We start from the raw sequence: 23,365 nt of genomic DNA on the forward strand, positions 1-23,365 counted from the left end.
AAGTGAATCTCAGGCGGTGCGGGCCAGGATTGCCTGCTGCGCAGCGGCGGCGACTTCGCCGATCACCAGGATTGCCGGGCTCTTCAGGGCGAAGCTGTGGGCGTCTTCGAGCATGTCGCCCAACTGGCTGCGGTATTCGCGTTGGGTGGGCAGGGAAGCGTTCTCGATCATCGCCACCGGCGTGCCGGCCGCCATGCCGCCCTCGAGCAGGCCGTCGCGGATTTCCGCCAGTTTCGCCACGCCCATGTAAACCACCAGCGTTGTTCCGCCTTCGGCCAGGCCGCGCCAATTCAGCGGGCTGTCGTCCTGGGTGTGCGCGGTCACGAGGGTCACGCCTCGGCTGACGCCGCGCAGGGTTACGGAGATGCCGCACTGAGTCGCTGCTGCCAGCCCGGCAGTGATGCCGTTGACCAACTCGCAATCGATGCCCCGCGCAATCAGCCAGTCAGCTTCTTCGCCGCCACGGCCGAAGATGCACGGATCGCCGCCTTTCAGGCGTGCGACGCGGCGCCCCTGGCGGGCGTAGCGCAGCATCAGGCGGTGGATAAAGTCCTGCGGGGTGGAGCGGCAGCCGCCGCGTTTGCCGACGCAAATCACTCGCGCCGAAGGGCAGTGCTCCAGCACCGCCGGGTTCACCAGGTCGTCGATGAGCACCACGTCGGCCTGAGCCATGGCCCGGACGGCCTTCAGGGTCAGCAGTTCCGGGTCGCCGGGGCCGGCGCCGATCAGCCAGACTTTTCCACTCATGTCGTTCTCCTCAGGCTGCCGTCTTCGCAGCTTGATTCAGGCGGTAGCGGCCAGCGGCTTCTGAGCCAGCAGGCGCTTGATTTCCGGTACGCAGGAACCGCAGGCGGTCCCGCACTTGAGTTCGCATTTGAGGCCTTCCAGGTCCAGGCCCTTGTCGATGCCTGCCTGGATGCGGCTCTGGCTGACGTTCAGGCAGTTGCACAGGGTCTTGTCCGCTGCCGCGCCGGCTTTACCCGGGGCGGCGCTGAGCGGGGCGAGCAGCCAGCGGCGCAGCTCCTGGTCGGCGCGGCCTTCCTTCCACAATTCGCGCAGCCAGGCGCGGGCGGCGGTTTCGCCAGCCAGGCGCAGCGAGACGATTCGCGATTGTTCGATACGCACGCGTTTGCCGACGGTGCGGCGCGGGTCGTCATAGGCCATGACCGGACCGTCGCCGAGGTCGAGCAGGGCGTCGATGCGGGCCAGCCAGTCCGCGCTGGGCGCTTCGTGGTGTGCGGCACGGATCACCAGTGCCGGGCGTTCACGGCCGGTGGGGCTGAAGCTGGCGTAGCGCAGGTCTTCGAACAGCGGGCGCAGGGCGTCGAAGCGCTTCTGCACCTCACCTTCCACCAGGGCGAAGAACTGCCAGGGCAGTTCGATGCGGCTGACTTCCACCGTGGCGTGTTTCAGCTCGGGCTGGCGCGACAGCGGGTCCACCGCCGGCAGGGTCAGCACGTTGATGCCCAGGCCCTTGAGGAAGCGGTCGCCCCAGTGCATCGGCAGGAAGGCCTGGCCAGGACGCAGGCGGTCGTCGGCTTGCACCGGCAGCACCAGTTCGCCACGGCGGCTGTGCAGACGAACCAGTTGGCCGTCGTTGATGCGTCGGCGGCGCAGTTCGTCCGGGTGCAGGCCGAGCACGGCTTCTTCCACGTGGCCGAACAGTTGCGGCGCGGTGCCGGTGCGGGTCATGCCGTGCCATTGATCGCGCAGGCGGCCGGTGTTGAGGATCAGCGGGTAGCGCGCATCGCGTTTTTCCTTCGGTGCGCGGTAGGGCTCGGCGATCAGTCGCGCGCGGCCATTGGTGGTGGGAAATTGTCCGTCGCCGTACAGGCGCTCGGTTCCCTGGGTTGCACCGGCCCGGAAGGGCCATTGCTGCGGGCCACGGGTGTCCAGCAGGGTGTAGTCGACGCCGGACAGATCAAGATCACGATCACGGGTCAGCAGCTTGAATTCGTCGAACAGCGCGGACGGCGAATCGAAGTCGAACAGGCTGTTTTCGCCGGGGCGCAAGCGCTGCTCGAGGCGGCGGGCGAAGTCGCAGACGATGTTCCAGTCCGCCCGCGCTTCGCCGATGGCCGGGATGGCCGGGCGCACATGGCTGATGCGGCGTTCGGAGTTGGTCACCGTGCCTTCCTTCTCGCCCCAGCTGGCGGCTGGCAGCAGCAGGTCGGCGTACTGGCAGGTCTCGCTGGTGGTGAAGGCTTCCTGGACGATGACGAAGGGGCAGGCGGCCAGGGCTTCGCGCACGCGGGTCTGGTCCGGCAGTGATTGGGCCGGGTTGGTGCAGGCGATCCACAGGGCCTTGATGCGCCCGTCGCGTACTGCGTCGAAGAGTTCGATGGCGCTCAGGCCGGGGTTCTCCGGCAGTTGTTCGACACTCCAGTAAGCAGCCACTTCGGCACGGTGTTCGGCGCTGGCCGCCTCACGGTGGCCGGGCAGCAGGTTGGACAGGCTGCCAGTCTCGCGGCCGCCCATGGCATTGGGCTGGCCGGTGAGGGAGAAGGGGCCGGCACCGGGGCGGCCGATCTGCCCGGTGGCCAGGTGCAGGTTGATCAGCGCACTGTTCTTCGCGCTGCCGGCGGTGGACTGGTTCAGCCCCATGCACCAGAGCGAGAGGAAGGAAGGCGACTGGCCGATCCACTGGGCCGCGCGTTGCAGGTCGTCGACAGCGATGCCGCAGATTTCCGCCACGGCCAGCGGGCCGTAGTCGCGCACCAGGGCCTTGAGTTCATCCATGCCATCGGTGTGGGCGTCGATGAAGGCGCGGTCGGTCCAGCCTTCCCAGAGCAGGATGTGCAGGATGCCGTGGAACAGCGCGACGTCGGTGCCGGGCAGGATCGCCAGGTGCAAATCGGCCGCCTCGGCGGTGTCGGTGACGCGCGGGTCGATGACGATCAGCTTCATCTCCGGGCGACGTGCGCGGGCCTCTTCCAGGCGGCGGAACAGCACTGGGTGGGCATAGGCCATGTTGCTGCCGGCGATCATCACGCAGTCGGCCAGCTCGATGTCCTCATAGCTGCAGGGCGGGGCGTCGGCGCCCAGGCTGCGCTTGTAGCCGACCACTGCCGAGGACATGCACAGGCGGGAGTTGCTGTCGATGTTGTTGGTGCCGACCAGGGCGCGGGCCAGTTTGTTGAAGGCGTAGTAGTCCTCGGTCAGCAACTGGCCGGAGACGTAGAAGGCCACGCTGTCCGGGCCGTGCTCGCGGATGGTTTCGGCGAAGACGCCGGCAGCATGCTCCAGCGCGGTGTCCCAGTCGGTGCGGGCGCGCGACAGGTCCTTGCCCAGGCGCAGCTCAGGGAACTGCGCGCGGGCATCCGCATCGCCGGTGAGGTGCAGGGTCGAGCCCTTGCTGCACAGGCGGCCGAAGTTGGCCGGATGCTGCGGGTCGCCCTGTACGCCGAGGATGCGCTCGTCGTCGTGCTCGATCAGTACACCGCAACCCACGCCGCAGTAGCAGCAGGTAGAGGCGGTGGTGCGACGGTTCGGGGTCATGGCGCGGCCTCTCGCTCTGAATCAGAAGCAGGGGGAATCAAATACGGGGGTCAGGCGCAGTGGGCCAGGTTGTCGCGCAGGGCCAGCAGCACGCGGCCATCCTCGATCTTCACCTCGTGGCGATGGGCGCAGCCCTGGTCGGGTGCCACGGCCTCGCCGCTGGCCAGTTCGATCTGCCAGTTGTGCAGCGGGCAGGCCACGCGCTTGCCGTAGATCAGGCCCTGGGACAGTGGGCCGCCCTTGTGCGGGCAGCGGTCGTCGAGGGCGAAGACCTCGTCATCGGAGGTGCGGAAAATCGCGATGTCGCCCTTGGGGCCGGCGATGACGCGCGAACCCAGCGGGTTGATGTCGTCCAGGGCGCAGATGTCTAACCAGTTCATGGGGTGTCTCCGGCAATCGGGAAGTAGGGGCCCCGATGGCGGGGCCCGGCGGGCACTCAGGCGGGTTCCAGCTGCTTGAGGGGAATCCGTTCGAATTCCTTCTTCAGCGGTTGCTGGGCGATGCGCTCCTGCCACGGGTCCTGCTCCAGCGACAGGGAGAACTGCAGGCGGGCGTTGAGCGCCTTGCGGTTGTCCGCGTCTTCCAGCACGGCCTTCTTGATGCGCTCCATGCCGACGCGCTGCAGGTAGTGCACGGTGCGTTCGAGGTAGAAGGCTTCCTCGCGGTAGAGCTGGAGGAAGGCGCCGCTGTACTCGCGGACTTCGTCGGAGGTCTTGAGCTTGACGAAGAACTCCGCGACCTCGGTCTTGATCCCGCCGTTGCCGCCGATGTACAGCTCCCAGCCCGAATCCACGCCGATGATGCCGATGTCCTTGATGCCGGCCTCGGCGCAGTTGCGCGGGCAGCCGGAGACCGCCAGCTTGACCTTGTGCGGCGACCACATGTTGAACAGGTCGTGCTCGAGGTCGATGCCCAGCTGGGTCGAGTTCTGCGTGCCGAAGCGGCAGAACTCGCTGCCGACGCAGGTCTTCACGGTGCGGATGGACTTGCCGTAGGCGTGGCCGGAGGGCATGTCCAGCTCCTTCCAGATCGCCGGCAGGTCGTCCTTCCTGATGCCCAGCAGGTCGATGCGCTGGCCGCCGGTGACCTTGACCATGGGCACCTGGTACTTGTCGGCGACGTCGGCGATGCGCCGCAGTTCGGCGGCGTTGGTGACGCCACCCCACATGCGCGGGACTACCGAGTAAGTGCCGTCCTTCTGGATGTTGGCGTGGGCGCGTTCGTTGATCAGGCGCGATTGCGGGTCATCCTTGGCCTCGCCCGGCCAGGTGGAGATCAGGTAGTAGTTCAGCGCCGGGCGGCAGGTGGCGCAGCCGTCCGGGGTGCGCCAGTCCATGAAGCGCATGGCGCTGCTCAGTGTGATCAGGTGATGGTCGCGGATCGCCTGGCGCACCTGGCCGTGGTTGAGGTCGCTGCAGCCGCAGATGGCCTTTTCGCTCTTGGGCTTCACGTCCGCCGCGCCGCCCACGGTGCTGATCAGGATCTGCTCGACAAGCCCTGCGCAGGAGCCGCAGGAGCTGGCGGCCTTGGTGTGCTTCTTCACCTCGTCGACGCTGAACAGGCCGTTCTCCTGGATCGCCTTGACGATGGTGCCCTTGCACACGCCGTTGCAGCCGCAGACTTCGGCGGTGTCGGGCATGTTGGCCGCGCTGTTCTGGCCCTGGTGGCCGACGTCGCCGATGCTGCTCTCGCCGAACATCAGGTGGTCGCGGATTTCGCCGACGTTGTGGTTCTCGCGGATCTGCCGGAAGTACCAGCCACCGTCGGCGGTGTCGCCGTAGAGGCAGGCGCCGACCAGCACGTCGTCCTTGATCACCAGCTTCTTGTACACGCCGCCGATGGGGTCGGAGAGGGTGATGGTCTCGGTGCCTTCGCCGCCCATGAACTGGCCGGCGGAGAACAGGTCGATGCCGGTGACCTTGAGCTTGGTGGAGGTCACCGAGCCCTGGTAGCGGGCGAAGCCGAGCATGGCCAGGTGGTTGGCGCAGACCTTGGCCTGCTCGAACAGCGGCGCGACCAGGCCGTAGGCGATGCCGCGGTGGCTGGCGCATTCGCCCAGGGCGTAGATGCGCGGGTCGTAGGTCTGCAGGGTGTCGTTGACCAGGATGCCGCGGTTGCAGGGCAGGCCGGTCTTTTCCGCCAGTTCGGTGTTGGGGCGGATGCCGGCGGCCATCACCACCAGGTCGGCGGCGATCACTTCGCCGTCCTTGAAGCGGATGGCGCAGACGCGGCCGCTGCCGTCGTCGATCAGCTCTTCGGTGTGGGTGTTCAGGCGGAAGTTGATGCCGCGTGATTCCAGCGCTTCCTGCAGCAGCTTGCCGGCGGTGCGGTCCAGCTGGCGCTCCAGCAGCCAGTCGGAGAGGTGCACCACGGTGACGTCCATGCCGCGCTGCTTGAGGCCGTTGGCCGCTTCCAGGCCGAGCAGGCCGCCGCCGATGACCACCGCGTGGCTGTGGGTGCCGGCGGTGTCGATCATGGTCTGGGTGTCGGCGATGTCGCGGTAGCCGATCACGCCCTGCAGGCGGCTGCCTGGCACCGGCAGGATGAAGGGATTGGAGCCGGTGGCGATCAGCAGTCGATCGTACTCGGCCTCTGTGCCGTCTTCGGCGTAGACCTTGCGGCGATGACGGTCGATGCGGGTGACCTTGCGGTTGAGCAGCAGGCGGATGCCATTCTCGCTGTACCAGTTGAGGTCATTGAGGACGATGTCCTCGAAGGCCTGCTCGCCGGCCAGTACGGGGGAGAGCAGGATTCGGTTGTAGTTGGGGTGGGGCTCGGCGCCGAACACGGTGATGTCGTAGAGGTCCGGTGCGATCTTCAGCAGTTCTTCCAGGGTCCGCACACCGGCCATGCCGTTGCCGATCAGTACGAGCTTGAGCTTTTTCATGTCAGGGCTCCGTCACGCAAAGCTGAAACACGGAAAACAAAAAAGGCGTCCCGCCGGTTACCCAGCGAGGACGCCTTTGTCCAAGTCCCGATCGATCGGGAAGTGCGAGCCTCTTCGTTGAGGGACGCGCTTTTGTAGATTGTTGCAAAGGTCATTGCAGGGGCTGTGCCAACTTTCTCTGGCCCCGGTTTTCGGGGCTTTCAGCTGGCCTGCTTTGCCCGTCGGCCTTTTTGCTGCACTGCGGTGATGCGTTCTGAGCCGAACTGGTGCGCCTTCAGCTCCCGTGCAGCAGCCAGAGCAGCAGCCCCAGGTTGATCGCCAGCGAGGCCAGTGCGACGCCGCGCCAGACCCGCAGCGGCTCGCGCTCCAGAAGCGGGCGTGGGCGCGCCGGGGCCTGGCGCTCGCCTTGCTCCAGGGCTAGCAGGCATTCCTCGGCGGTCTCGAAGCGCTGTTGTGGCTGCGCGGAGGTCAGTTTCGCCAGCCAGTCGTCGAGCCAGACCGGCACGTCCGGGCGGTAGCGGCTGGCCGGGGTGGCCGTGCCGAAGCGCGGATGCTGGAAGGCTTCGATCTCGCCGTAGGGGTAATGCCCGCAGAGCAGGCGGTACAGCGTGACGCCGGCCGCATAGAGGTCCTGGCGGGCCTCCGGCGCCGCGCCCTGGAAGGATTCCGGGGCGAGGTAGCTGGGGGTGCCGGGCAGGTCGTGCGGGTCTTCCTGCGACAATCCGGGGCAATAGGCCAGGCCGAAGTCCAGCAGGCGCAGCTCGCCGTCGTCGGCCCAGTGCAGGTTTTCCGGCTTGATGTCGCGGTGCAGGATGTTGCGCCGGTGCAGCTGGCCCAGGCCGCGCAGCAGGCGCTGGGCGAGGTCGAGCCAGTCGGGAAGGTTCAACGGGCCGTTGAGTTTCAGGTGCTCGTCCAGGGTTTGCCCCGGATACTCGCGCATCACGTAGTAGAGGTGCTGGCGTTGCGGCAGGCTGTGCAGTTCGGGGAAGTAGCGGCCCTGCACGCGGCGCAGGAACCACTCCTCCAGCAGCAGCGCCTGGGCGGCTTCCGCGGAGTCGCGCAGTGCCGGCGGCAGGGTCTTGAGCAGCCAGGGGCGGTTCTGTCGGTCGCGCACACGGTAGATCAGCGATTGGCGCGACTGCGCCAGTCGGCCTTCCACCTGCCAACCCTCGAACTCCTGTTCGTCCCGCAGGGCCGCCGGCGCGGGCCAGTGGTCGAGTTGAGCGAGGGCGTCGCCGAGGCTCGCGGGCGGCAGTTCGTCCACCTGCAGGAGCAGGGCGCTGGCGTTGTCCTGGCTGCCGGCCAGGTGGGCGGCGCTGACCAGTGCGTCGGCGCAGGCTTGCAGGCTTGGCGCGTCCTCCAGCAGGCGCTGGATGGCGCTGTCGCCGAGGGCGGCCCAGATGCCGTCGCTGACCAGCAGGAAGCTCTGCCCGGCTTCCAGTTCGCCGTCGCAGTAATCCACTACCAGATGCTGGTCGAGGCCCAGCGCGCGCTTGAGTACGTGCTGCATGCCGGGCTGTTCCCAGACGTGGTCCTGGGTCAGGCAATCCAGTTGCCCGGCGTGCCAGCGATAAAGTCGGCAGTCGCCGACGTGGGCAAGGGTGAAGCGCCGGCCCCGCAGGACCAGCGCAGTGAGGGTGGTGAGCAGCGGCTGGCCGCCGCCGTTGGCCTGTAGCCAGCGGTTCTGTGAGATCAGCAGGCGGTCGAGGGCCTGGGCAACGGCCCAGGTCTCGGGAGTGGCGTAGTAGTCGGCAGCCAGCGCCTGCAGGCTCAGGCGCGCGGCCAGGCCGCCGTCGGCGCAGTGGCTGACGCCGTCGGCGATGGCGAACATGTGCCCCTTGCTGGCGGCCAGCCCGGCGGGCGGGGTGACCACCCGCAGGGCATCCTGGTTCTCGTCGCGCGGGCCGGTGGCGCTGGCCTGGGCGAAGCTCAGGGTCAGGCTCATGGGTTCTCCCTGTAGGAGCGGGCCATGCCCGCGATTCGCGCGCATGGCGCGCTCCTACAACTGCGTTTTGCCATGGCTTAAACCCGCGCCGCGGTAACGGCCGCGCTACCCCAGGTGGTGCGCCAGCGGGCTTTCACCGCGTGCAGGCCGAACCAGGCCAGTACGCCGAGGCTGGCGAACAGCCAGAGGCCGATCTGGTAGTCGCCGGTGGCCTGTTTGATCGCGCCCAGGCCCGCTGTCAGGCAGAAGCCGCCGATGCCGCCGGCCATGCCGATCAGGCCGGTCATCACGCCGATGGTCTGGCGGAAGCGTTGCGGCACCAGCTGGAACACCGCACCGTTGCCCGCGCCGAGGCTGAGCATGGCGACCACGAAGAGGCTCAGCGCCGCCACTGCGCTGGGCAGGTGGAAGCCCACGGCGGCAATGCAGATCGAGGCGACGGTGTACATCACCAGCAGGCTGCGGATGCCGCCGATGCGGTCGGCAAGGGCGCCGCCCAGCGGGCGCATCAGGCTGCCGGCGAAGACGCAGGCGGCGGTGTAGTAGCCGGCTTTCACCGGGTCGAGGCCGTACTGGTCGTGGAAGTAGCCCGGCAGGGTGCTGGCCAGGCCGAGGAAGCCGCCGAAGGTCACGCTGTAGAAGAACATGAACCACCAGCTGTCGCGGTCGCCCAGGGCCTTCAGGTAATCCGCCAGGGATTTGGCCGGCGGGCGCTCCGGGGCGTTGCGGGCGAGCAGGGTGAACACCACCAGGGTGGCCAGCAGCGGGATCAGCGCGAAGCCGAAGACGTTCTGCCAGCCGAAGGCGGCGGCGATGGCCGGGGCGAACAGCGCGGTGAGCACGGTGCCGGAGTTGCCGGCGCCGGCGATGCCCATGGCCTTGCCCTGGTGCTGCGGCGGGTACCACTGCGAGGCCAGTGGCAGCGCCACGGCGAAGGAGGCGCCGGCCATGCCCAGCAGCACACCGAGGATCATCGCCTGCTCCAGGCTGTGGATGCCCAGCCGCCAGGCGCCGAACAGCGCGCAGATGACGATTATCTGGCCGAGGATGCCGGCGGCCTTGGGCGACCAGCGATCGGCCAGCAGGCCCATGAGGAAGCGCAGGATGGCGCCGGAGAGGATCGGCGTGGCGACCATCAGCGCGCGCTGCTGGGTGGTCAGTTGCAGGTCGGTGGCGATCTGCACCGCCAGTGGGCCGAGGACGTACCAGACCATGAAGCTCAGGTCGAAATACAGGAAGGCGGCAAACAGGGTCGGCGCGTGGCCGGCTTTCCAGAAACTCGTGTTCATCGAACACCTCATCATCGACGGTAGAGGAGCCCGGTCATGCGCCACTTGGCAGCCGCCGGGTTCGAGAAGGTCCTGAGCCCCTGCGCCGGGGCAAACGAAAAAGGCGTCGCTCCACCCACCGCACTGCGCGGGTGTGGATGCGACGCCTTTGTCGAAGTCGGGTAATCGCCGTTGATTACCATCGCCTTGTGCAGAGCAAGGCGCGGGCCAGGATGAGAAATCCCAGTCAGATCAAAGAGATGAGGGAGGAGTCGGGATCAGATTTGATCCATCAAAGGGCGCGCCGTGCTGCGGCGTGCCCTGTACTGGAGCGTCAGGCGACCCAGTTGACGTTGGGGAAAGTGTCGCGGAAGGCCTCGGGGATCGGTACGACCTTGCCGGCCTTGTAGTCGAAGAACACGAAGCCCGACTTGGCCATGGCCACCAGGGTGTCGTCGGCCGGGCGGGTGATGCGGAAGATGATGTCGCCGCCGTACTTGTTGAAGTCCATCACGCCGACCTCGAACAGCAGCTGGTCGCGGGCGTGGGCCTCTGCGCGATAGGTGGTGGCGAGGTCGGTGACGATGATGCCGGTCTCGCGGATGCCGTAGTCGAACAGGAAGCGCGCGCGGGCTTCGGAGATCATCGAGATCATCGAGTCGTTGCCCAGGTGGTTGGCGCCGTTGATATCGGTGACGCGGACGGTGAGCTTGGTTTCGTAGATGAAGAGTTCTTCGGGGAATTCCAGTTTCAGGCGGGCCATGGCGGTCTCGGTGACAAGGCAACGGGTAGTGCGGATGTGCCGCGCATTCTACGCGCAGTCCGCGCGCCCCGCGCCTCATCAGGCCAGTGAATGGCGAATCAGCGGTGCGCCGAGTTCAGGTGGAAGACGGTCACCCGCGCGCCCTCGCTGCTGTCGCCGTAGTTGTCGTTGATGTAGGCGCCGGCCTTGAAGTAGAGCAGTTGCTTGGACCAGGTGGTGCTGAGGATCTTGCGGTAGTAGTTGGCCCGGCCGTCGGAGGTCTCCACGCGGATCGCCAGGTTGCCCACCGAGGTGACGCGCAGGCTGTAGTTGAAGGTCTGGTCCAGGGCGATGTTGTCGATCAGCGGGACGTTGATGCTGGCGCTGTCGTCGGGATGGTTGCGCACCAGGGCCTCCAGGCGTCCGCTTTCCAGGGTGGGCAGGTAGTGGTACTGCAGCTTGACCAGCGGCTCGCCGTTGCCGGTGTAGGGTGAGCGGCTGTGGATCTGGCCGATGATGATCTTGTTCTTCGACGGTACCTGCTGGACGCTCATGGTCACGCGCAGTTCGTTGTCGCCCTGGGTGTAGTACCAGTTGGAGACCTCGCCGTTGGACTGGGTCTCGCGCAGCTCGCTGCGCGGGTAGACGCTGTCGGAGGTGTGCGAGCCGGTGACGGGCACCCAGAACACCACCTGGCTGCCGCCGCGCTGGAAGTAGCGGCTCTGGTAGCCCCGGGCGATCTGTTCGGTGGTGACTTCGGTGGGGCGGGGGTCGGTGGGAACGCTGAGGTTCCAGGTGGTGAGGTCGATCATGGGCTTGCCCTTGCTGAGCCGCGCAGGCGGCGAGGTCGGGTGGGCGCCGAGGTGCCTAGCCGGCGGCGGCCACTGCGATGCGCCATCGAACCCTGCCGATGACGCTCCTGGGGCCCGGCCAGAAGGCCGGGCGGCCGCAGCATAGGGCGTTGCCGGCAGGGGAGGGGCCAGCTCGGCGGCTGGCGAAATGATCGCGCCTTGCCGCCGCTGGCCGTTGGCCGCCTAGCGCTTTCAGCCGATTCGCACTTGCAGCGTCAGTGCCCGAGCATCTCGTGCATCGCAATGATCTGCTCGGCCACCTGCACCAGCTTCTGCTGGCGGCCCATGGCCTGGCGGCGCATCAGGGTGTAGGCCTCTTCCTCGGCGCAGCCCTTCATTTTCATCAGCAGCCCCTTGGCCAGCTCGATGCGCTTGCGCTCGGCCAGCTGCAGCTCGCGAGCCTGCAACTGGGCACGCAGGGCCTGGTCGCTCTCGAAGCGGGCCATGGCGACGTCGAGGATCGGCTGCAGTCGCTCGGCCTGGATGCCCTCGACGATGTAGGCGCTGACCCCGGAGCGGATGGCCTGGCGCATCACCTGCGGGTCGTGCTCGTCGGTGAACATGACGATGGGGCGCGGCTGGTCGCGGCTGACCAGCACTACCTGCTCCATCACGTCGCGGCCAGGGGATTCGGTGTCGATGAGGATCACATCCGGATGCAGGGCCTCGACCCGTTGCGCCAGGTCGACCGTGAGGCCGGATTCGTCGATGACCTCGAAGCCGCTTTCCACCAGCGCAGCCTTGAGGCGCCCGACCTTTTTCGGGGTGTCGTTGATCAGCAGGACGCGCAGCATGCTCAACCTCGCTCCGCCAGGGCATTCAGCTCGAAGCTGAGGGCATAGCCGGCCGGGTCGCTGCCGTCCCAGAGGCGGCCGTCGATCAGGGTCGAGGCGCGCATCTCGGTGTCCGGCACGCTGATACCGACGGCGCTGGCGGCTTCGCGGTAGAGGTCGAGTTGCTGGACCTGGCGGGCGATGCCGAGGTAATCGACGTCTTCGCGCAGCAGGCCCCAGCGGCGGAACTGGGTCATGAACCACAGCCCGTCGGAAAGCCAGGGATAGGTGGCCTGGCCTTCATTGAAGAAGCGCAGCGGGTGCGCGTCCTGCCAGGCGTGGCCAAGGCCGTCCTGGTAACGGCCGAGCAGACGCGGCTCGACGCTGGCGAGTGGGGCGTCGACGTAGTCTTCGCTGCTGATCAGCTGGGCGGCGCTGCGCAGGTTGTCTGCGCTGGCTTCGATGAAGCGGCTGGCGTCCAGCAGGCTCATGACCAGTGCGCGCGCGGTGTTGGGATATTCCTCGACGAAGGCGCGGGTGGTGCCCAGGACCTTCTCCGGGTGGTCTGGCCAGATCTGCTGGCTGGTGGCGAGGGTGAAGCCCATGCCTTCGTCCACCGCCAGGGCGCCCCAGGGGCCGCCGGCGCAGAAGCCGTCGATGCGCCCGGCTTTCAGGTGCTCGACCATCTGTGCCGGCGGCACCACCAGGCTGCGGACGTCCTGCAGGGGGTGGATGCCGTGGCTGGCCAGCCAGTAATAGAGCCACATCGCATGGGTGCCGGTGGGGAAGGTGTGGGCCAGGGTGAGTTGCGCACCGTTCTGGCGCGCGTGGCTCTGCAGTGCCCCGGCAGAGGTCACGCCGTCGCGCATCAGTGGGGCGGAGAGGTTGATCGACTGGCCGTTCTGGCACAGGCCCATGAGCACGGCCATGTCGGTGGCCGGGGCGCCGCCCAGGCCCAGTTGCAGGTCATAGACGAGTCCGTAGAGGCATTGCGCCGCGTCCAGTTCGCCGCTGAGCAGGCGGTCGCGCAGGCCGGCCCAGGAGTTCTGCCGTTGCAGGTTGAGCGTCAGGCCGTAGGGCTGGCCGAAGCCCTGGGTCGCAGCCACCACCAGCGAGGCGGAGTCGGTAAGGGCCATGAAGCCCAGGTCAAGGGCTGTCTTCTCCGGGGCATCGGAGCCGGCCACCCAGGCCAGGCTGTCCGGCAGTGGGCTGGTGCTGTCGATCATCTCCACCTCTGAACTCACTCTCAACGCAAAAGAATGGCGCCGTGCCACCTGCCCGAAGGGCGGTAGCCGCGACGCCATTGTCGATTGTTGATTGTCGGGCGCGATCCGCCGTTGGATCGCAGGTACGAGGAGTTGAGCAAGGGCTGTGCCAGCGGTCGTGCGGAAAAAAAAGAAGCCCCGCCATGGAGGGCGGGGCGCAGAGGAAGGGAGCGCACCTCTGGAGGGTTCCACAAGGGCACCTGAGCACGGATATCGGCAGGAGCCTGTCGTCCACCTTAGACCCGGTAGCCCGTGGCGCAACCGGTCAATAAGTATTAGGCCCATCGTTAGGGGCGGGCGGGAGCGCTCTGTTTCGGGGCCTGGAAAAGAAAAGCCCCGCACGAGGCGGGGCTTTTCATCACGCTAGGAGTCTCAGACCTGGACGGCCGGGATCTTCGCGTTGGCTGCAGCTTCGCGGAACTCGGCGATCTGGTCGAAGCTCAGGTAGCGGTAGATGTCGGCAGACATGCTGTCGATATCCTTCGCGTAGGCCATGTACTCCTCGACGGTCGGCAGCTTGCCGATGATCGAAGCGACAGCGGCCAGCTCGGCGGATGCCAGGAACACATCGGTGGCGTCGCCCAGACGGTTCGGGAAGTTACGGGTCGAAGTGGAAACCACGGTCGAACCGGTCTGTACGCGAGCCTGGTTACCCATGCACAGCGAGCAGCCCGGCATTTCCATGCGCGCGCCAGCCTTGCCGTAGATGCCGTAGTAGCCTTCTTCGGTCAGCTGGTGGGCGTCCATCTTGGTCGGCGGAGCCAGCCACAGACGGGTCGGAATGCCACCCTTGACCTTGTCCAGCAGCTTGCCGGCAGCGCGGAAGTGACCGATGTTGGTCATGCAGGAACCGATGAAGACTTCATCGATCTTGCGGCCTTCGACGCTGGACAGCAGACGGGCGTCGTCCGGGTCGTTCGGAGCGCAGAGTACCGGCTCCTTGACGTCGGCCAGGTCGATCTCGATGACCGCGGCGTACTCGGCGTCCTTGTCGGCGGCCAGCAGTTGCGGGTTGGCCAGCCAGGCTTCCATCGCTTGCGCGCGGCGCTCCAGGGTGCGGGCGTCGCCGTAGCCTTCGCCAATCATCCAGCGCAGCAGGGTGATGTTGGACTTCAGGTACTCGGCGATGGCGTCTTCCGGCAGCTTGATGGTGCAACCGGCAGCCGAACGCTCGGCGGAGGCGTCGGACAGCTCGAAGGCTTGCTCGACGGTCAGGTCGTTCAGGCCTTCGATCTCGAGGATGCGGCCGGAGAAGATGTTCTTCTTGCCCTTCTTCTCGACGGTCAGCAGGCCAGCCTGGATGGCGTAGTAGGGGATCGCATGGACCAGGTCACGCAGGGTGATGCCCGGTTGCAGCTGGCCCTTGAAGCGCACCAGAACCGATTCCGGCATGTCCAGCGGCATGACGCCGGTGGCAGCGGCGAAGGCGACCAGGCCGGAACCGGCCGGGAAGCTGATGCCGATCGGGAAGCGGGTGTGCGAGTCGCCGCCGGTGCCGACGGTGTCAGGCAGCAGCATGCGGTTCAGCCAGCTGTGGATGATGCCGTCGCCCGGACGCAGGGAGACACCGCCGCGGGTCATGATGAAGTCCGGCAGGGTGTGGTGGGTCTTGACGTCGATCGGCTTCGGATAAGCAGCGGTGTGGCAGAAGGACTGCATCACCAGGTCGGCGGAGAAGCCCAGGCAAGCCAGGTCTTTCAGCTCGTCGCGGGTCATCGGGCCGGTGGTGTCCTGGGAACCGACGGTGGTCATCTTCGGTTCGCAGTAGGTGCCCGGACGTACGCCCTGGCCTTCGGCCAGACCGCAGGCGCGGCCAACCATCTTCTGGGCGAGGGTGAAGCCCTTGCCGCTATCGGCCGGCGCTTCCGGCTTCTTGAACAGGTCGGAGGCAGGCAGACCCAGCTCGGCGCGGGCCTTCTCGGTCAGGCCGCGGCCAACGATCAGCGGGATACGGCCGCCGGCGCGGACTTCGTCCAGCAGAACCGGGGTCTTCAGCTCGAAGGTGGTGACCACTTCGCCGCTGTCATGACGGGTGACCTTGCCTTCATACGGGTACACGTCGATGACGTCGCCCATGGCCAGGTTGGTGCAGTCGAATTCGATCGGCAGGGCGCCGGCGTCTTCCATGGTGTTGTAGAAGATCGGGGCGATCTTGGTGCCGAAGCAGAAACCACCGCCGCGCTTGTTCGGCACGTAGGGGATGTCGTCGCCGAAGAACCACAGCACCGAGTTGGTGGCGGATTTACGGGAAGAACCGGTACCGACCACGTCACCGACGTAGGCAACCGGGAAGCCCTTGGCCTTGACCGCTTCGATCTGAGTCAGCGGACCAACGGAGCCCGGCTGGATCGGCTCGATGCCGTCGCGGGCCATTTTCAGCATGGCCAGGGCGTGCAGCGGGATGTCAGGGCGCGACCAGGCGTCCGGAGCGGGGGACAGGTCGTCGGTGTTGGTTTCGCCGGGGACCTTGAACACGGTCAGGGTCAGCTTCTCGGCGACGGCCGGACGGGCCTTGAACCACTCGCCTTCGGCCCAGGACTGCAGCACGGACTTGGCGGCGGCGTTGCCTTTCTTGGCGCGCTCGGCGACGTCGTGGAAGGCGTCGAACATCAGCAGGGTGTGCTTCAGTTGCGCGGCGGCGACTTCGGCCAGCTCGGCGCTGTCCAGCAGCTCGACCATGGTGGTGATGTTGTAGCCACCCTGCATGGTGCCCAGCAGCTCGAGGGCGCGGGTCTTGGAGAGCAGCGGGGAAGTGGCTTCACCCTTGGCGACGGCGGACAGGAAACCGGCCTTGACGTAGGCAGCTTCGTCCACGCCCGGCGGTACGCGGTTGGTGATCAGGTCGAGGAGAAATTCTTCTTCGCCGGCCGGCGGGTTCTTCAGGAGTTCGACCAGACCAGCGGTCTGTTCGGCGTTCAGCGGCTGGGGCACGACGCCCTGGGCGGCACGCTCTTCTACGTGTTTGCGATAGGCTTCAAGCACAGTATTTCCCTCATCAGTGGTCCCGGAGGACGCGTATCCAGGAGACCCCTCCGATCCATTCGTCAGGCATGGTGGACGGTAATCCACTGACCTACGACGGCACCGGCGATCTCCGGGCAGAAGCTGTTTTCAAAGTTTTACGCCGGGGGGCCAGGGACTGATGGGGCTGGGCGCTTGAGGGAGGCGCCCAGACCGCGCGGCTGCCGGAATCTGTGCTTCGTGACGCTTTGAAAACAGCTTCTTTCGGACAATGACGCCAAAAAGGCGCAGCCATTCTAATGGAATTAATGGGGCTTGGTAAGCCGATTTGCGTGGCGCCCGAGGGTGATCTTGCCTAGACAAAGGGCTAACATGCCCGCTTTGCCAGCTATCTGTTCAGCCATGTCTTCGCAACGCATCAAAACCCCCTGCGTCGGGCTCTGCTCGACGGTCTATGGCGACCTGGTCTGCCGTGGCTGCAAGCGCTTCCACCACGAAGTGGTGAACTGGAACCGCTACGGCGACGAGGAGAAGCGGGCGGTGCTGAGCCGTCTGGAGATCCTGCTGACGCAGGTGATGATGGCCAAGCTGGAGGTCTTCGATGCGTCCCTGCTGCGCAGCCAGCTGGAACAGCGGCAGATCCGCTTCGTGCCCGATCAGTCGCCCTATTGCTGGGCCTACCAGTTGATCGCCCGCGGCTCGCGGATGATCAATCAGGTTGAAGCCTACGGTCTGGCGCTGCTGCCGGAGTTCCGCGAATGGCCGCTGCCGGACCTGCGCGACGCCATCGACAAGGAGTTTTTCATTCTTTCCGAGGCGCACTACGAGCGCTATATCGCGCCGAGCTTCCTGGCTGAGGCGCTGGAGTCGCGGGTCTGATCGCCGCCGCGCAATAAGAAAGCCGCCCGATGGGCGGCTTTTTTCGTCAGGGCTGTCGGATCACGGCTTGGCGGCGATCTCTTCCAGGTGGGCGATGATGTCGTCCGGCTTGAGGACCAGGATGTCGCTCTCCAGCGAATCCAGCACCACTTCGGCGGTGTTGCCGATCAGTGCGCCGGACAGCCCAGTACGTGCCACGCTGCCGATCACCGTCACCGCAGCGTCAAGGTTGTGCGCCGCTCGGGGGATCAGTACGTCCGCCGGGCCTTCCTCGATGTGCAGGTGCTGGTCGTCGACGCCGAATTCGGCCTGGAACGCCTTGCACGCCTCGCGGTACTTGGCCTCGATGGTCTCGCTGAGCTGGAAGGTCGGGTCGGCCGCCGAGAGCATGGGCGAGGGATGCGCGCTGATGACGTGCAGCTTGCCATGGGCGAGGCCGGCGATGTCGTAGGCATGGCTGACGATTCCGGCGTGCAGGGTGCGGTGCTCGATGTCGTTGTTGCCCACGTCCACGGCGGCGAGGATGTTGCGTCCGGCCCAGGGCAGGCTGGTCTTCACCAGCAGCACCGGGGAAGGACAGAAGCGCAGCAGCTTCCAGTCGTCCGGGGTGAGCAGGGCCTTCTTCAGCGGGTTGTCCGGGCTGTGCTGCTTGATCACCAGCCCGCAGCCTTCGGCCTGCTGCGCGGCGATGATGGTCTGGTGCAGGTTGTCCTTCCAGGCCTGGCGGCTGGAAGCGCTGAAGCCTTCCTGGCGCAGCACCTCGGCGACTTCCTCGAGCTTGGCGCTGTAGTCGGCGCGCCGCTCGCAGGCCAGCAGGTGCAGGTGTGACTGGGTCACGCTGGCGATCAGGCGGGCCCGTTTCAGCGCGAGACCTTCCGGCTGGTCCGGGTCCACGACTACGAGGATGCTACGGATGGCTTGCATGATCGTCTCCCTTCGTGCGCGTTGTTTATGTGGAACAACTGTAGTCGGGATATCCCGTTCATGACGTTGAGGCATATCAACGCCGGAAGCTGGTTCCGCGCGGTGGCATTCGTATAATGCTCCGCCTTTATTGCACCGACCAGTTACGGGCCGGTGCGCCAAGCGTTTGCGCGGCCGCGCGGCGGTCTGCGGGTTGGAGAAACAACATGCTGTCTGAAATCAGGGAATTCCTCGGTTGTGCCACGCCGGATGCGTGGGTGGAAGCCGCGCTGCGGGATCAGGCGGTGATGCTGATCGACCACAAGAACAACGAGTTCAAGGCCGCCAGCACGGCCCTGGCCCTGATCGCCAAGTACAGCGCCCACGAGGAACTGGTGAACTTCATGTCGCGCCTGGCGCGCGAGGAGCTGCGTCACCACGAACAGGTCCTGGCGATCCTGAAGAAGCGCGGCATACCCCTGCGGCCGATCTCCGCAGGCCGCTATGCCTCCAGCCTGCGTACCGTGGTGCGCAATCACGAGCCGCAGAAGCTGGTGGATACCCTGATCGTCGGCGCCTTCATCGAATGCCGCAGCTGCGAGCGCTTCGCCGCGCTGGTGGATCACCTGGACGCCGATCTGGCCAAGTTCTACGGCTCGCTGCTGAAATCCGAGGCGCGGCACTTCCAGGGTTACCTGAGCCTGGCGCGCCGCTATGGCGATGACGCCGACATCGACCGCCGCGTGGCGGAGATTCGCGAAGTGGAGGCTGGCCTGATCCAGTCGCCGGACGGCGAGTTCCGCTTCCACAGCGGTGTGCCGGTGGAGCAGGCGGCCTGAGCCACCCGCTGGAATGAAAAAAGCGCCCTGATGGGCGCTTTTTCTTTGTCGCTTTTGGTGGGCCTCAGTCCTTCACCTTCAGGTCCAGCGCCAGGTCGCGCGCGGCCTTGGTCGCCAGTACGCCCATCAGTTGGCCGATCTCGTCCTGGCGGCTGCTGGCGCCGGTCGGGCCGCCGGCCATCATCACGCTGGGGACAGGCGCCTGGGCGGCGGCTTCGGCCCAGACCTTGTTGATGGCGATCAGCGCGTCCAGCTTGGGTTGCAGCGCGCCGTCCGCCTTGATCACCGCTTCGCGGGCGTAGGCATCGGCGTCGGCGGTGATCTTGGTGGCCTGCGCCGTCACGGCAGCCTTGTCGCGCAGCAATTCAGCTGTCTGCTTCTCGATCTCGGCGCGCTGCTTCTCGCGCTCGGCGTTGATCACCGCCAGCTGCTTCTCGGTTTCCGCCTGGGTGGTGCGCTCGATCTGGTCGCGCAGGGTTTCCTGGCGCTTGGCTTCCACTTCCTTCTCGCCACGGGCGGTGACCAGCAGCTTCTCTTCCTCTTCCTTCAGGCGGTTCTGGCGCGCCACGGCCAGCTCGGCCAGCGCCTGCTGCACCTTGACCATGCGCTGCTTGTACTGCGGGTTCGGGTCGACGTTGGTGATGCGCGCCTCAACCACTTCCACGCCGAACTTGCGGAACTGCTGCTGTTTGCGCACCGGGATGCCCTTGGCGTCGGTGACCTTCTCGGTGACGAACTGGCTGGCGTTGTTGTCGCCGAAGCTGCCCTGTTCGGTGCCGGCCTGCAGGATGGCGGTCTGGTGTGGTACGGCGCCGCGTGGGCCGCGGACTTCCTTGCGCTTGATCAGGTACAGGCCATCGTTGAGCTGGTTCTCGAACTCCGCGGCGAATTCGCTGCGGGCGCCAGCATAGTAGTCGTCGGCGGTCATCAGCGAGGCGGTGGCCTGCAGGGTTTCCTTGATCGCCGGGACCAGTGCGGTGCGGATGAAGTTGTCCGGGTTGCGGTATTCCTGGGCCATCTTCAGGAACTGGTCGCCGCCGGGCAGGCGGAAGCGCGCCGAGGACTCGACCTTGGCGTCGACGTTGCCGAGGAAGACGATGGGGAAGGCTTCGATGGTCGCGCCCAGCCCGTCGTTGTCCGGGTTGTTGTCGTTCTCGTCCATGATCAGCACGGACTGCACGCTGATGGCTTTCTTCCAGGTGGTGGCGCGGCCGAACCACTTGGTGGCGTAGCCGACGTCGTCGACGATCTTCTCGTCGCCGAAGATGGTCCGCACGTGGGTCATGAAGCCAGCTTCGTTATAGAAGAAGACGCCGTTGAACAGGATGAAGGCGGCGGCGACCAGTGTCAGGGGCAGGGCGCCGAACTTGATGAGATTTCCCTTGCTGAACATGTTTCTTCCTTGATTGAGCAAACCGCGAATGCTGCGCAAGGCGGTCGGTGCCGGTCAAGGGGAAATGTCTGGCAGTGCGGCTGGGTTAACGCCAAAAGGCCACCATTGCGGTGGCCCGGAGCGTCACAGCGGGAAGGGTGCCTGCTGCAGGCCTTGCTCGTCGGCCTCCAGTGCCCAGCCCTGGCTGTCCCAGTCGCCGAGGACGATGCGCCGCGCGGGGCGGCCGTCGATTTCCAGTTCGTGGACGGCGGGGCGGTGGGTGTGGCCGTGGATCAGGATGCGTACGCCCTTGTCGCGCATGATCTTCTCCACTTCCGCCGGGGTGACGTCGACGATCTCGCTGGCTTTCATGCGGGTCTGCGCGCGGCTTTCCTTGCGCAGTTTGCGCGCCAGCTTGTGGCGGGTGGCCAGCGGCAGGTTGCGCAGGATGAACAGCGTCAGCGGGTTGCGCAGCCAGCGGCGCAGCTTCATATAGGCCACGTCGAGGGTGCAAAGGCTGTCGCCGTGCATCAGCAGGATCTTCTCGCCGTCCAGGTCGATCAGGCTCGGGTCGCGCAGCAGGGTGCAACCGGCTTCGCGGCAGAAGGCCTGGCCGATCAGGAAGTCGCGGTTGCCGTGCATCAGGAAGATGCGCGTGCCGCAGTCGGACACTTCACGCAGGGCTCGGGCGATGGAGTGCTGGAACTCGTCCATGCCATCGTCGCCGATCCAGGCTTCGAAGAAGTCGCCGAGGATATACAGCGCCTGCGCCGTGCGGGCGCGGGTGGAGAGGAAATGCAAGAACGCCCGGGTAATGTCCGGGCGTTCCGCTTCGAGATGCAGGTCCGAGATGAACAGGACGCTCATCGGCTCACTCGCCGATGACTTCTGCTTTCTCGATGATCACGTCGTCGGCCGGTACGTCCTGGTGGCCGGAGCGCATGGTGGTGGCGACGGTCTTGATCTTGTTGACCACGTCCATGCCGTCCTTCACTTCACCGAACACGCAGTAGCCCCAGCCCTGCACGGTCGGCGCGCTGTGGTTGAGGAAGTCGTTGTCGGCGACGTTGATGAAGAACTGCGCGCTTGCCGAATGCGGCTCCATGGTACGGGCCATGGCGACGGTGCCGACCTTGTTGCCGACGCCGTTGTTGGCTTCGTTCTTGATCGACTTGCGGGTGGACTTCTGCTTCATGCCCGGCTCGAAACCGCCGCCCTGGATCATGAAGTTGTTGATCACACGGTGGAAAACGGTGTTGTCGTAATGGCCGGCCTTCACGTACTCCTTGAAGTTGGCCACGGTTTCCGGCGCCTTGTCGTCGAAGAGTTCAAGGGTGATATCGCCGAAGTTGGTCTGCAGTTTGACGGTGGTAGGCATCAGGGAATTCCGCTCTTTGGAAAAATCGAAGGCCTGTCAGGGGGTTGACAGCTTCGGCTATGATAAGCGCTTTGGTTTGGCTGGCCTACCCTGGCCGAACACCAGCATGATCAAGGACACCATGAGCAAGCCTACCGCCGATACGAAAGAAGCCACTGTTGCCGCCAACTTCCTGCGTCCGATCGTTGCGGCCGACCTGGAAAGTGGCAAGCACCAGAAAATCGTCACTCGCTTCCCGCCGGAGCCCAATGGCTACCTGCATATCGGTCACGCCAAGTCCATCTGTCTGAACTTCGGCCTGGCCAAGGAGTTCGGCGGTGACTGCCACCTGCGCTTCGACGACACCAATCCGGCGAAGGAAGACCAGGAATACATCGACGCCATCGAGGCCGATGTGAAGTGGCTGGGCTTCGACTGGGCCGGGCAGGTTCGCTACGCCTCCAACTACTTCGACCAGCTGCATGACTGGGCGGTGGACCTGATCAAGGCCGGCAAGGCTTTCGTCTGCGACCTGAACGCCGAGGAAATGCGCGCCTACCGTGGTTCGCTGACCGAGCCGGGCAAGAACAGCCCGTTCCGCGAGCGTTCGGTGGAAGAGAACCTGGACCTGTTCGCCCGCATGAAAGCCGGCGAGTTCCCGGATGGCGCCCGCTCGCTGCGTGCGAAGATCGACATGGCCTCGCCGAACATCAACCTGCGCGACCCGATCCTCTACCGCATCCGCCACGCTCATCACCACCAGACCGGCGACAAGTGGTGCATCTACCCCAGCTACGACTTCACCCACGGTCAGTCGGACGCCATCGAGGGCATCACCCACTCCATCTGCACCCTGGAGTTCGAGGATCACCGCCCGCTGTACGAATGGTTCCTGGCCAACCTGCCGGTCCCGGCCCAGCCGCGCCAGTACGAATTCGCGCGCCTGAACCTGAACTACACCATCACCAGCAAGCGCAAGCTCAAGCAACTGGTCGATGAAAGCCACGTGCATGGCTGGGACGACCCGCGCATGTCGACTCTTTCCGGCTACCGCCGTCGCGGCTATACCCCGGCGTCGATCCGTACCTTCTGCGACATGATCGGCGTGAACCGCGCCGGCGGCGTGGTGGACATCGGCATGCTGGAATTCGCCATCCGTGACGACCTCGATGCCAACGCCGGCCGCGCCATGTGCGTACTCAAGCCGCTGAAGGTGGTCATCACCAACTACCCGGAAGGCCAGGTCGAGAACCTCGAGCTGCCGCGCCATCCGAAGCAGGACATGGGCGTGCGCGTGCTGCCGTTCAGCCGCGAGATCTACATCGACGCCAGCGACTTCGAGGAAGTCCCGCCGGCCGGCTACAAGCGCCTGATCCCCGGTGGCGAAGTGCGCCTGCGCGGCAGCTACGTGATCCGCGCCGACGAAGCCATCAAGGATGCCGCCGGCAACATCGTCGAACTGCGCTGCAGCTATGACGAGAACACCCTGGGCAAGAACCCCGAGGGCCGCAAGGTCAAGGGCGTGATCCACTGGGTGCCGGCCGCCGAGAGCGTCGAGTGCGAAGTGCGCCTGTACGACCGCCTGTTCCGTTCCGCCAATCCGGAGAAGTCGGAAGAGGGCGGCAGCTTCCTCGACAACATCAACCCGGACTCCCTGGTGGTGCTCAAGGGTTGCCGCGCCGAGCCGTCGCTGGCCAGCGCCACCGCCGAGGATCGCTTCCAGTTCGAGCGCGAAGGCTACTTCTGCGCGGACGCCAGGGACTCCGGGGCTGACGCTCTGGTATTCAACCGCACCGTGACCCTGCGCGATTCCTGGGGGCAGTAA

18 protein-coding genes are annotated in these 23,365 nt (G+C 66.0%); 3 read left to right on the top strand and 15 right to left on the bottom strand.

Features of this window, described 5'->3' with window-relative positions; genetic code table 11:
- Positions 1-9: 9 nt before the first annotated feature.
- The 11 genes from cobA to acnB all read right to left on the bottom strand — a co-directional run bounded on the left by cobA (position 10) and on the right by acnB (position 16,211).
- On the bottom strand, positions 10-747 hold the full coding sequence (gene cobA / locus ABKS89_RS11000) for a uroporphyrinogen-III C-methyltransferase (RefSeq protein WP_348589795.1): 738 nt from the start codon (positions 745-747) through the stop codon (positions 10-12).
- 36 nt (positions 748-783) lie between these two features.
- Positions 784-3,498, bottom strand: coding sequence for a nitrate reductase (locus tag ABKS89_RS11005; RefSeq protein WP_348589796.1), 2,715 nt, complete (start codon positions 3,496-3,498; stop codon positions 784-786).
- Between the two features lie 50 nt (positions 3,499-3,548).
- Positions 3,549-3,878, bottom strand: coding sequence for a nitrite reductase small subunit NirD (nirD, locus tag ABKS89_RS11010; RefSeq protein ID WP_081516456.1), 330 nt, complete (start codon positions 3,876-3,878; stop codon positions 3,549-3,551).
- A 56-nt stretch (positions 3,879-3,934) separates the two neighbouring features.
- Positions 3,935-6,385: a nitrite reductase large subunit NirB gene (gene nirB / locus ABKS89_RS11015; protein WP_138216351.1), complete on the bottom strand. Its 2,451-nt coding sequence runs from the start codon at positions 6,383-6,385 to the stop codon at positions 3,935-3,937.
- Positions 6,386-6,659: 274 nt separating this feature from the next.
- The gene (locus ABKS89_RS11020; RefSeq protein ID WP_348589797.1) at positions 6,660-8,330 is read right to left on the bottom strand and encodes a bifunctional protein-serine/threonine kinase/phosphatase; all 1,671 of its coding nucleotides are present in this window, start codon (positions 8,328-8,330) and stop codon (positions 6,660-6,662) included.
- A 77-nt stretch (positions 8,331-8,407) separates the two neighbouring features.
- Entirely contained in the window at positions 8,408-9,619 is a 1,212-nt protein-coding gene (locus tag ABKS89_RS11025; protein ID WP_348589798.1) for a nitrate/nitrite transporter, read from the bottom strand.
- Between the two features lie 313 nt (positions 9,620-9,932).
- Entirely contained in the window at positions 9,933-10,361 is a 429-nt protein-coding gene (locus ABKS89_RS11030; protein ID WP_081516460.1) for a thioesterase family protein, read from the bottom strand.
- Between the two features lie 98 nt (positions 10,362-10,459).
- The gene (locus tag ABKS89_RS11035) at positions 10,460-11,152 is read right to left on the bottom strand and encodes a polysaccharide lyase family 7 protein (RefSeq protein ID WP_348589799.1); all 693 of its coding nucleotides are present in this window, start codon (positions 11,150-11,152) and stop codon (positions 10,460-10,462) included.
- A 254-nt stretch (positions 11,153-11,406) separates the two neighbouring features.
- On the bottom strand, positions 11,407-11,985 hold the full coding sequence (locus tag ABKS89_RS11040) for an ANTAR domain-containing response regulator (RefSeq protein WP_081516462.1): 579 nt from the start codon (positions 11,983-11,985) through the stop codon (positions 11,407-11,409).
- A 2-nt stretch (positions 11,986-11,987) separates the two neighbouring features.
- A complete protein-coding gene (locus ABKS89_RS11045; protein WP_348589801.1) occupies positions 11,988-13,190 on the bottom strand; it encodes a CmpA/NrtA family ABC transporter substrate-binding protein in 1,203 nt (400 codons plus the stop codon).
- Positions 13,191-13,601: 411 nt separating this feature from the next.
- Complete coding sequence (gene acnB / locus ABKS89_RS11050; protein ID WP_138216344.1) at positions 13,602-16,211, bottom strand: bifunctional aconitate hydratase 2/2-methylisocitrate dehydratase; 2,610 nt, start codon at positions 16,209-16,211, stop codon at positions 13,602-13,604.
- A gap of 381 nt (positions 16,212-16,592) precedes the next feature.
- Between acnB and ABKS89_RS11055 the strand changes: the two genes are divergently transcribed.
- Complete coding sequence (locus tag ABKS89_RS11055) at positions 16,593-17,069, top strand: DUF1289 domain-containing protein (RefSeq protein ID WP_348589802.1); 477 nt, start codon at positions 16,593-16,595, stop codon at positions 17,067-17,069.
- A 60-nt stretch (positions 17,070-17,129) separates the two neighbouring features.
- Here the strand turns inward: ABKS89_RS11055 and uspL are convergent, their stop codons facing one another.
- A complete protein-coding gene (gene uspL, locus ABKS89_RS11060; RefSeq protein ID WP_348589805.1) occupies positions 17,130-17,993 on the bottom strand; it encodes a universal stress protein UspL in 864 nt (287 codons plus the stop codon).
- Positions 17,994-18,199: 206 nt separating this feature from the next.
- Here uspL and ABKS89_RS11065 point away from each other — a divergent pair, with 206 nt between their 5' ends.
- Positions 18,200-18,811: a MiaE family protein gene (locus ABKS89_RS11065; RefSeq protein WP_348589806.1), complete on the top strand. Its 612-nt coding sequence runs from the start codon at positions 18,200-18,202 to the stop codon at positions 18,809-18,811.
- Positions 18,812-18,875: 64 nt separating this feature from the next.
- Here ABKS89_RS11065 and ABKS89_RS11070 read toward each other — a convergent pair whose 3' ends face one another.
- The 3 genes from ABKS89_RS11070 to ABKS89_RS11080 form a co-directional block, all read right to left on the bottom strand.
- The gene (locus ABKS89_RS11070; RefSeq protein ID WP_348589808.1) at positions 18,876-20,204 is read right to left on the bottom strand and encodes an SPFH domain-containing protein; all 1,329 of its coding nucleotides are present in this window, start codon (positions 20,202-20,204) and stop codon (positions 18,876-18,878) included.
- Between the two features lie 123 nt (positions 20,205-20,327).
- Complete coding sequence (gene lpxH / locus ABKS89_RS11075; protein ID WP_348589809.1) at positions 20,328-21,050, bottom strand: UDP-2,3-diacylglucosamine diphosphatase; 723 nt, start codon at positions 21,048-21,050, stop codon at positions 20,328-20,330.
- Between the two features lie 4 nt (positions 21,051-21,054).
- Positions 21,055-21,561 (bottom strand): peptidylprolyl isomerase, encoded by a 507-nt coding sequence (locus tag ABKS89_RS11080; RefSeq protein ID WP_138216338.1) that lies wholly within the window; start codon positions 21,559-21,561, stop codon positions 21,055-21,057.
- A gap of 121 nt (positions 21,562-21,682) precedes the next feature.
- Between ABKS89_RS11080 and ABKS89_RS11085 the strand changes: the two genes are divergently transcribed.
- Positions 21,683-23,365, top strand: a complete 1,683-nt coding sequence (locus ABKS89_RS11085; protein WP_348589925.1) for a glutamine--tRNA ligase/YqeY domain fusion protein — start codon at positions 21,683-21,685, stop codon at positions 23,363-23,365.

It is taken from the genome of Pseudomonas sp. LABIM340, from assembly GCF_040017195.2.
GTDB lineage: Bacteria > Pseudomonadota > Gammaproteobacteria > Pseudomonadales > Pseudomonadaceae > Pseudomonas.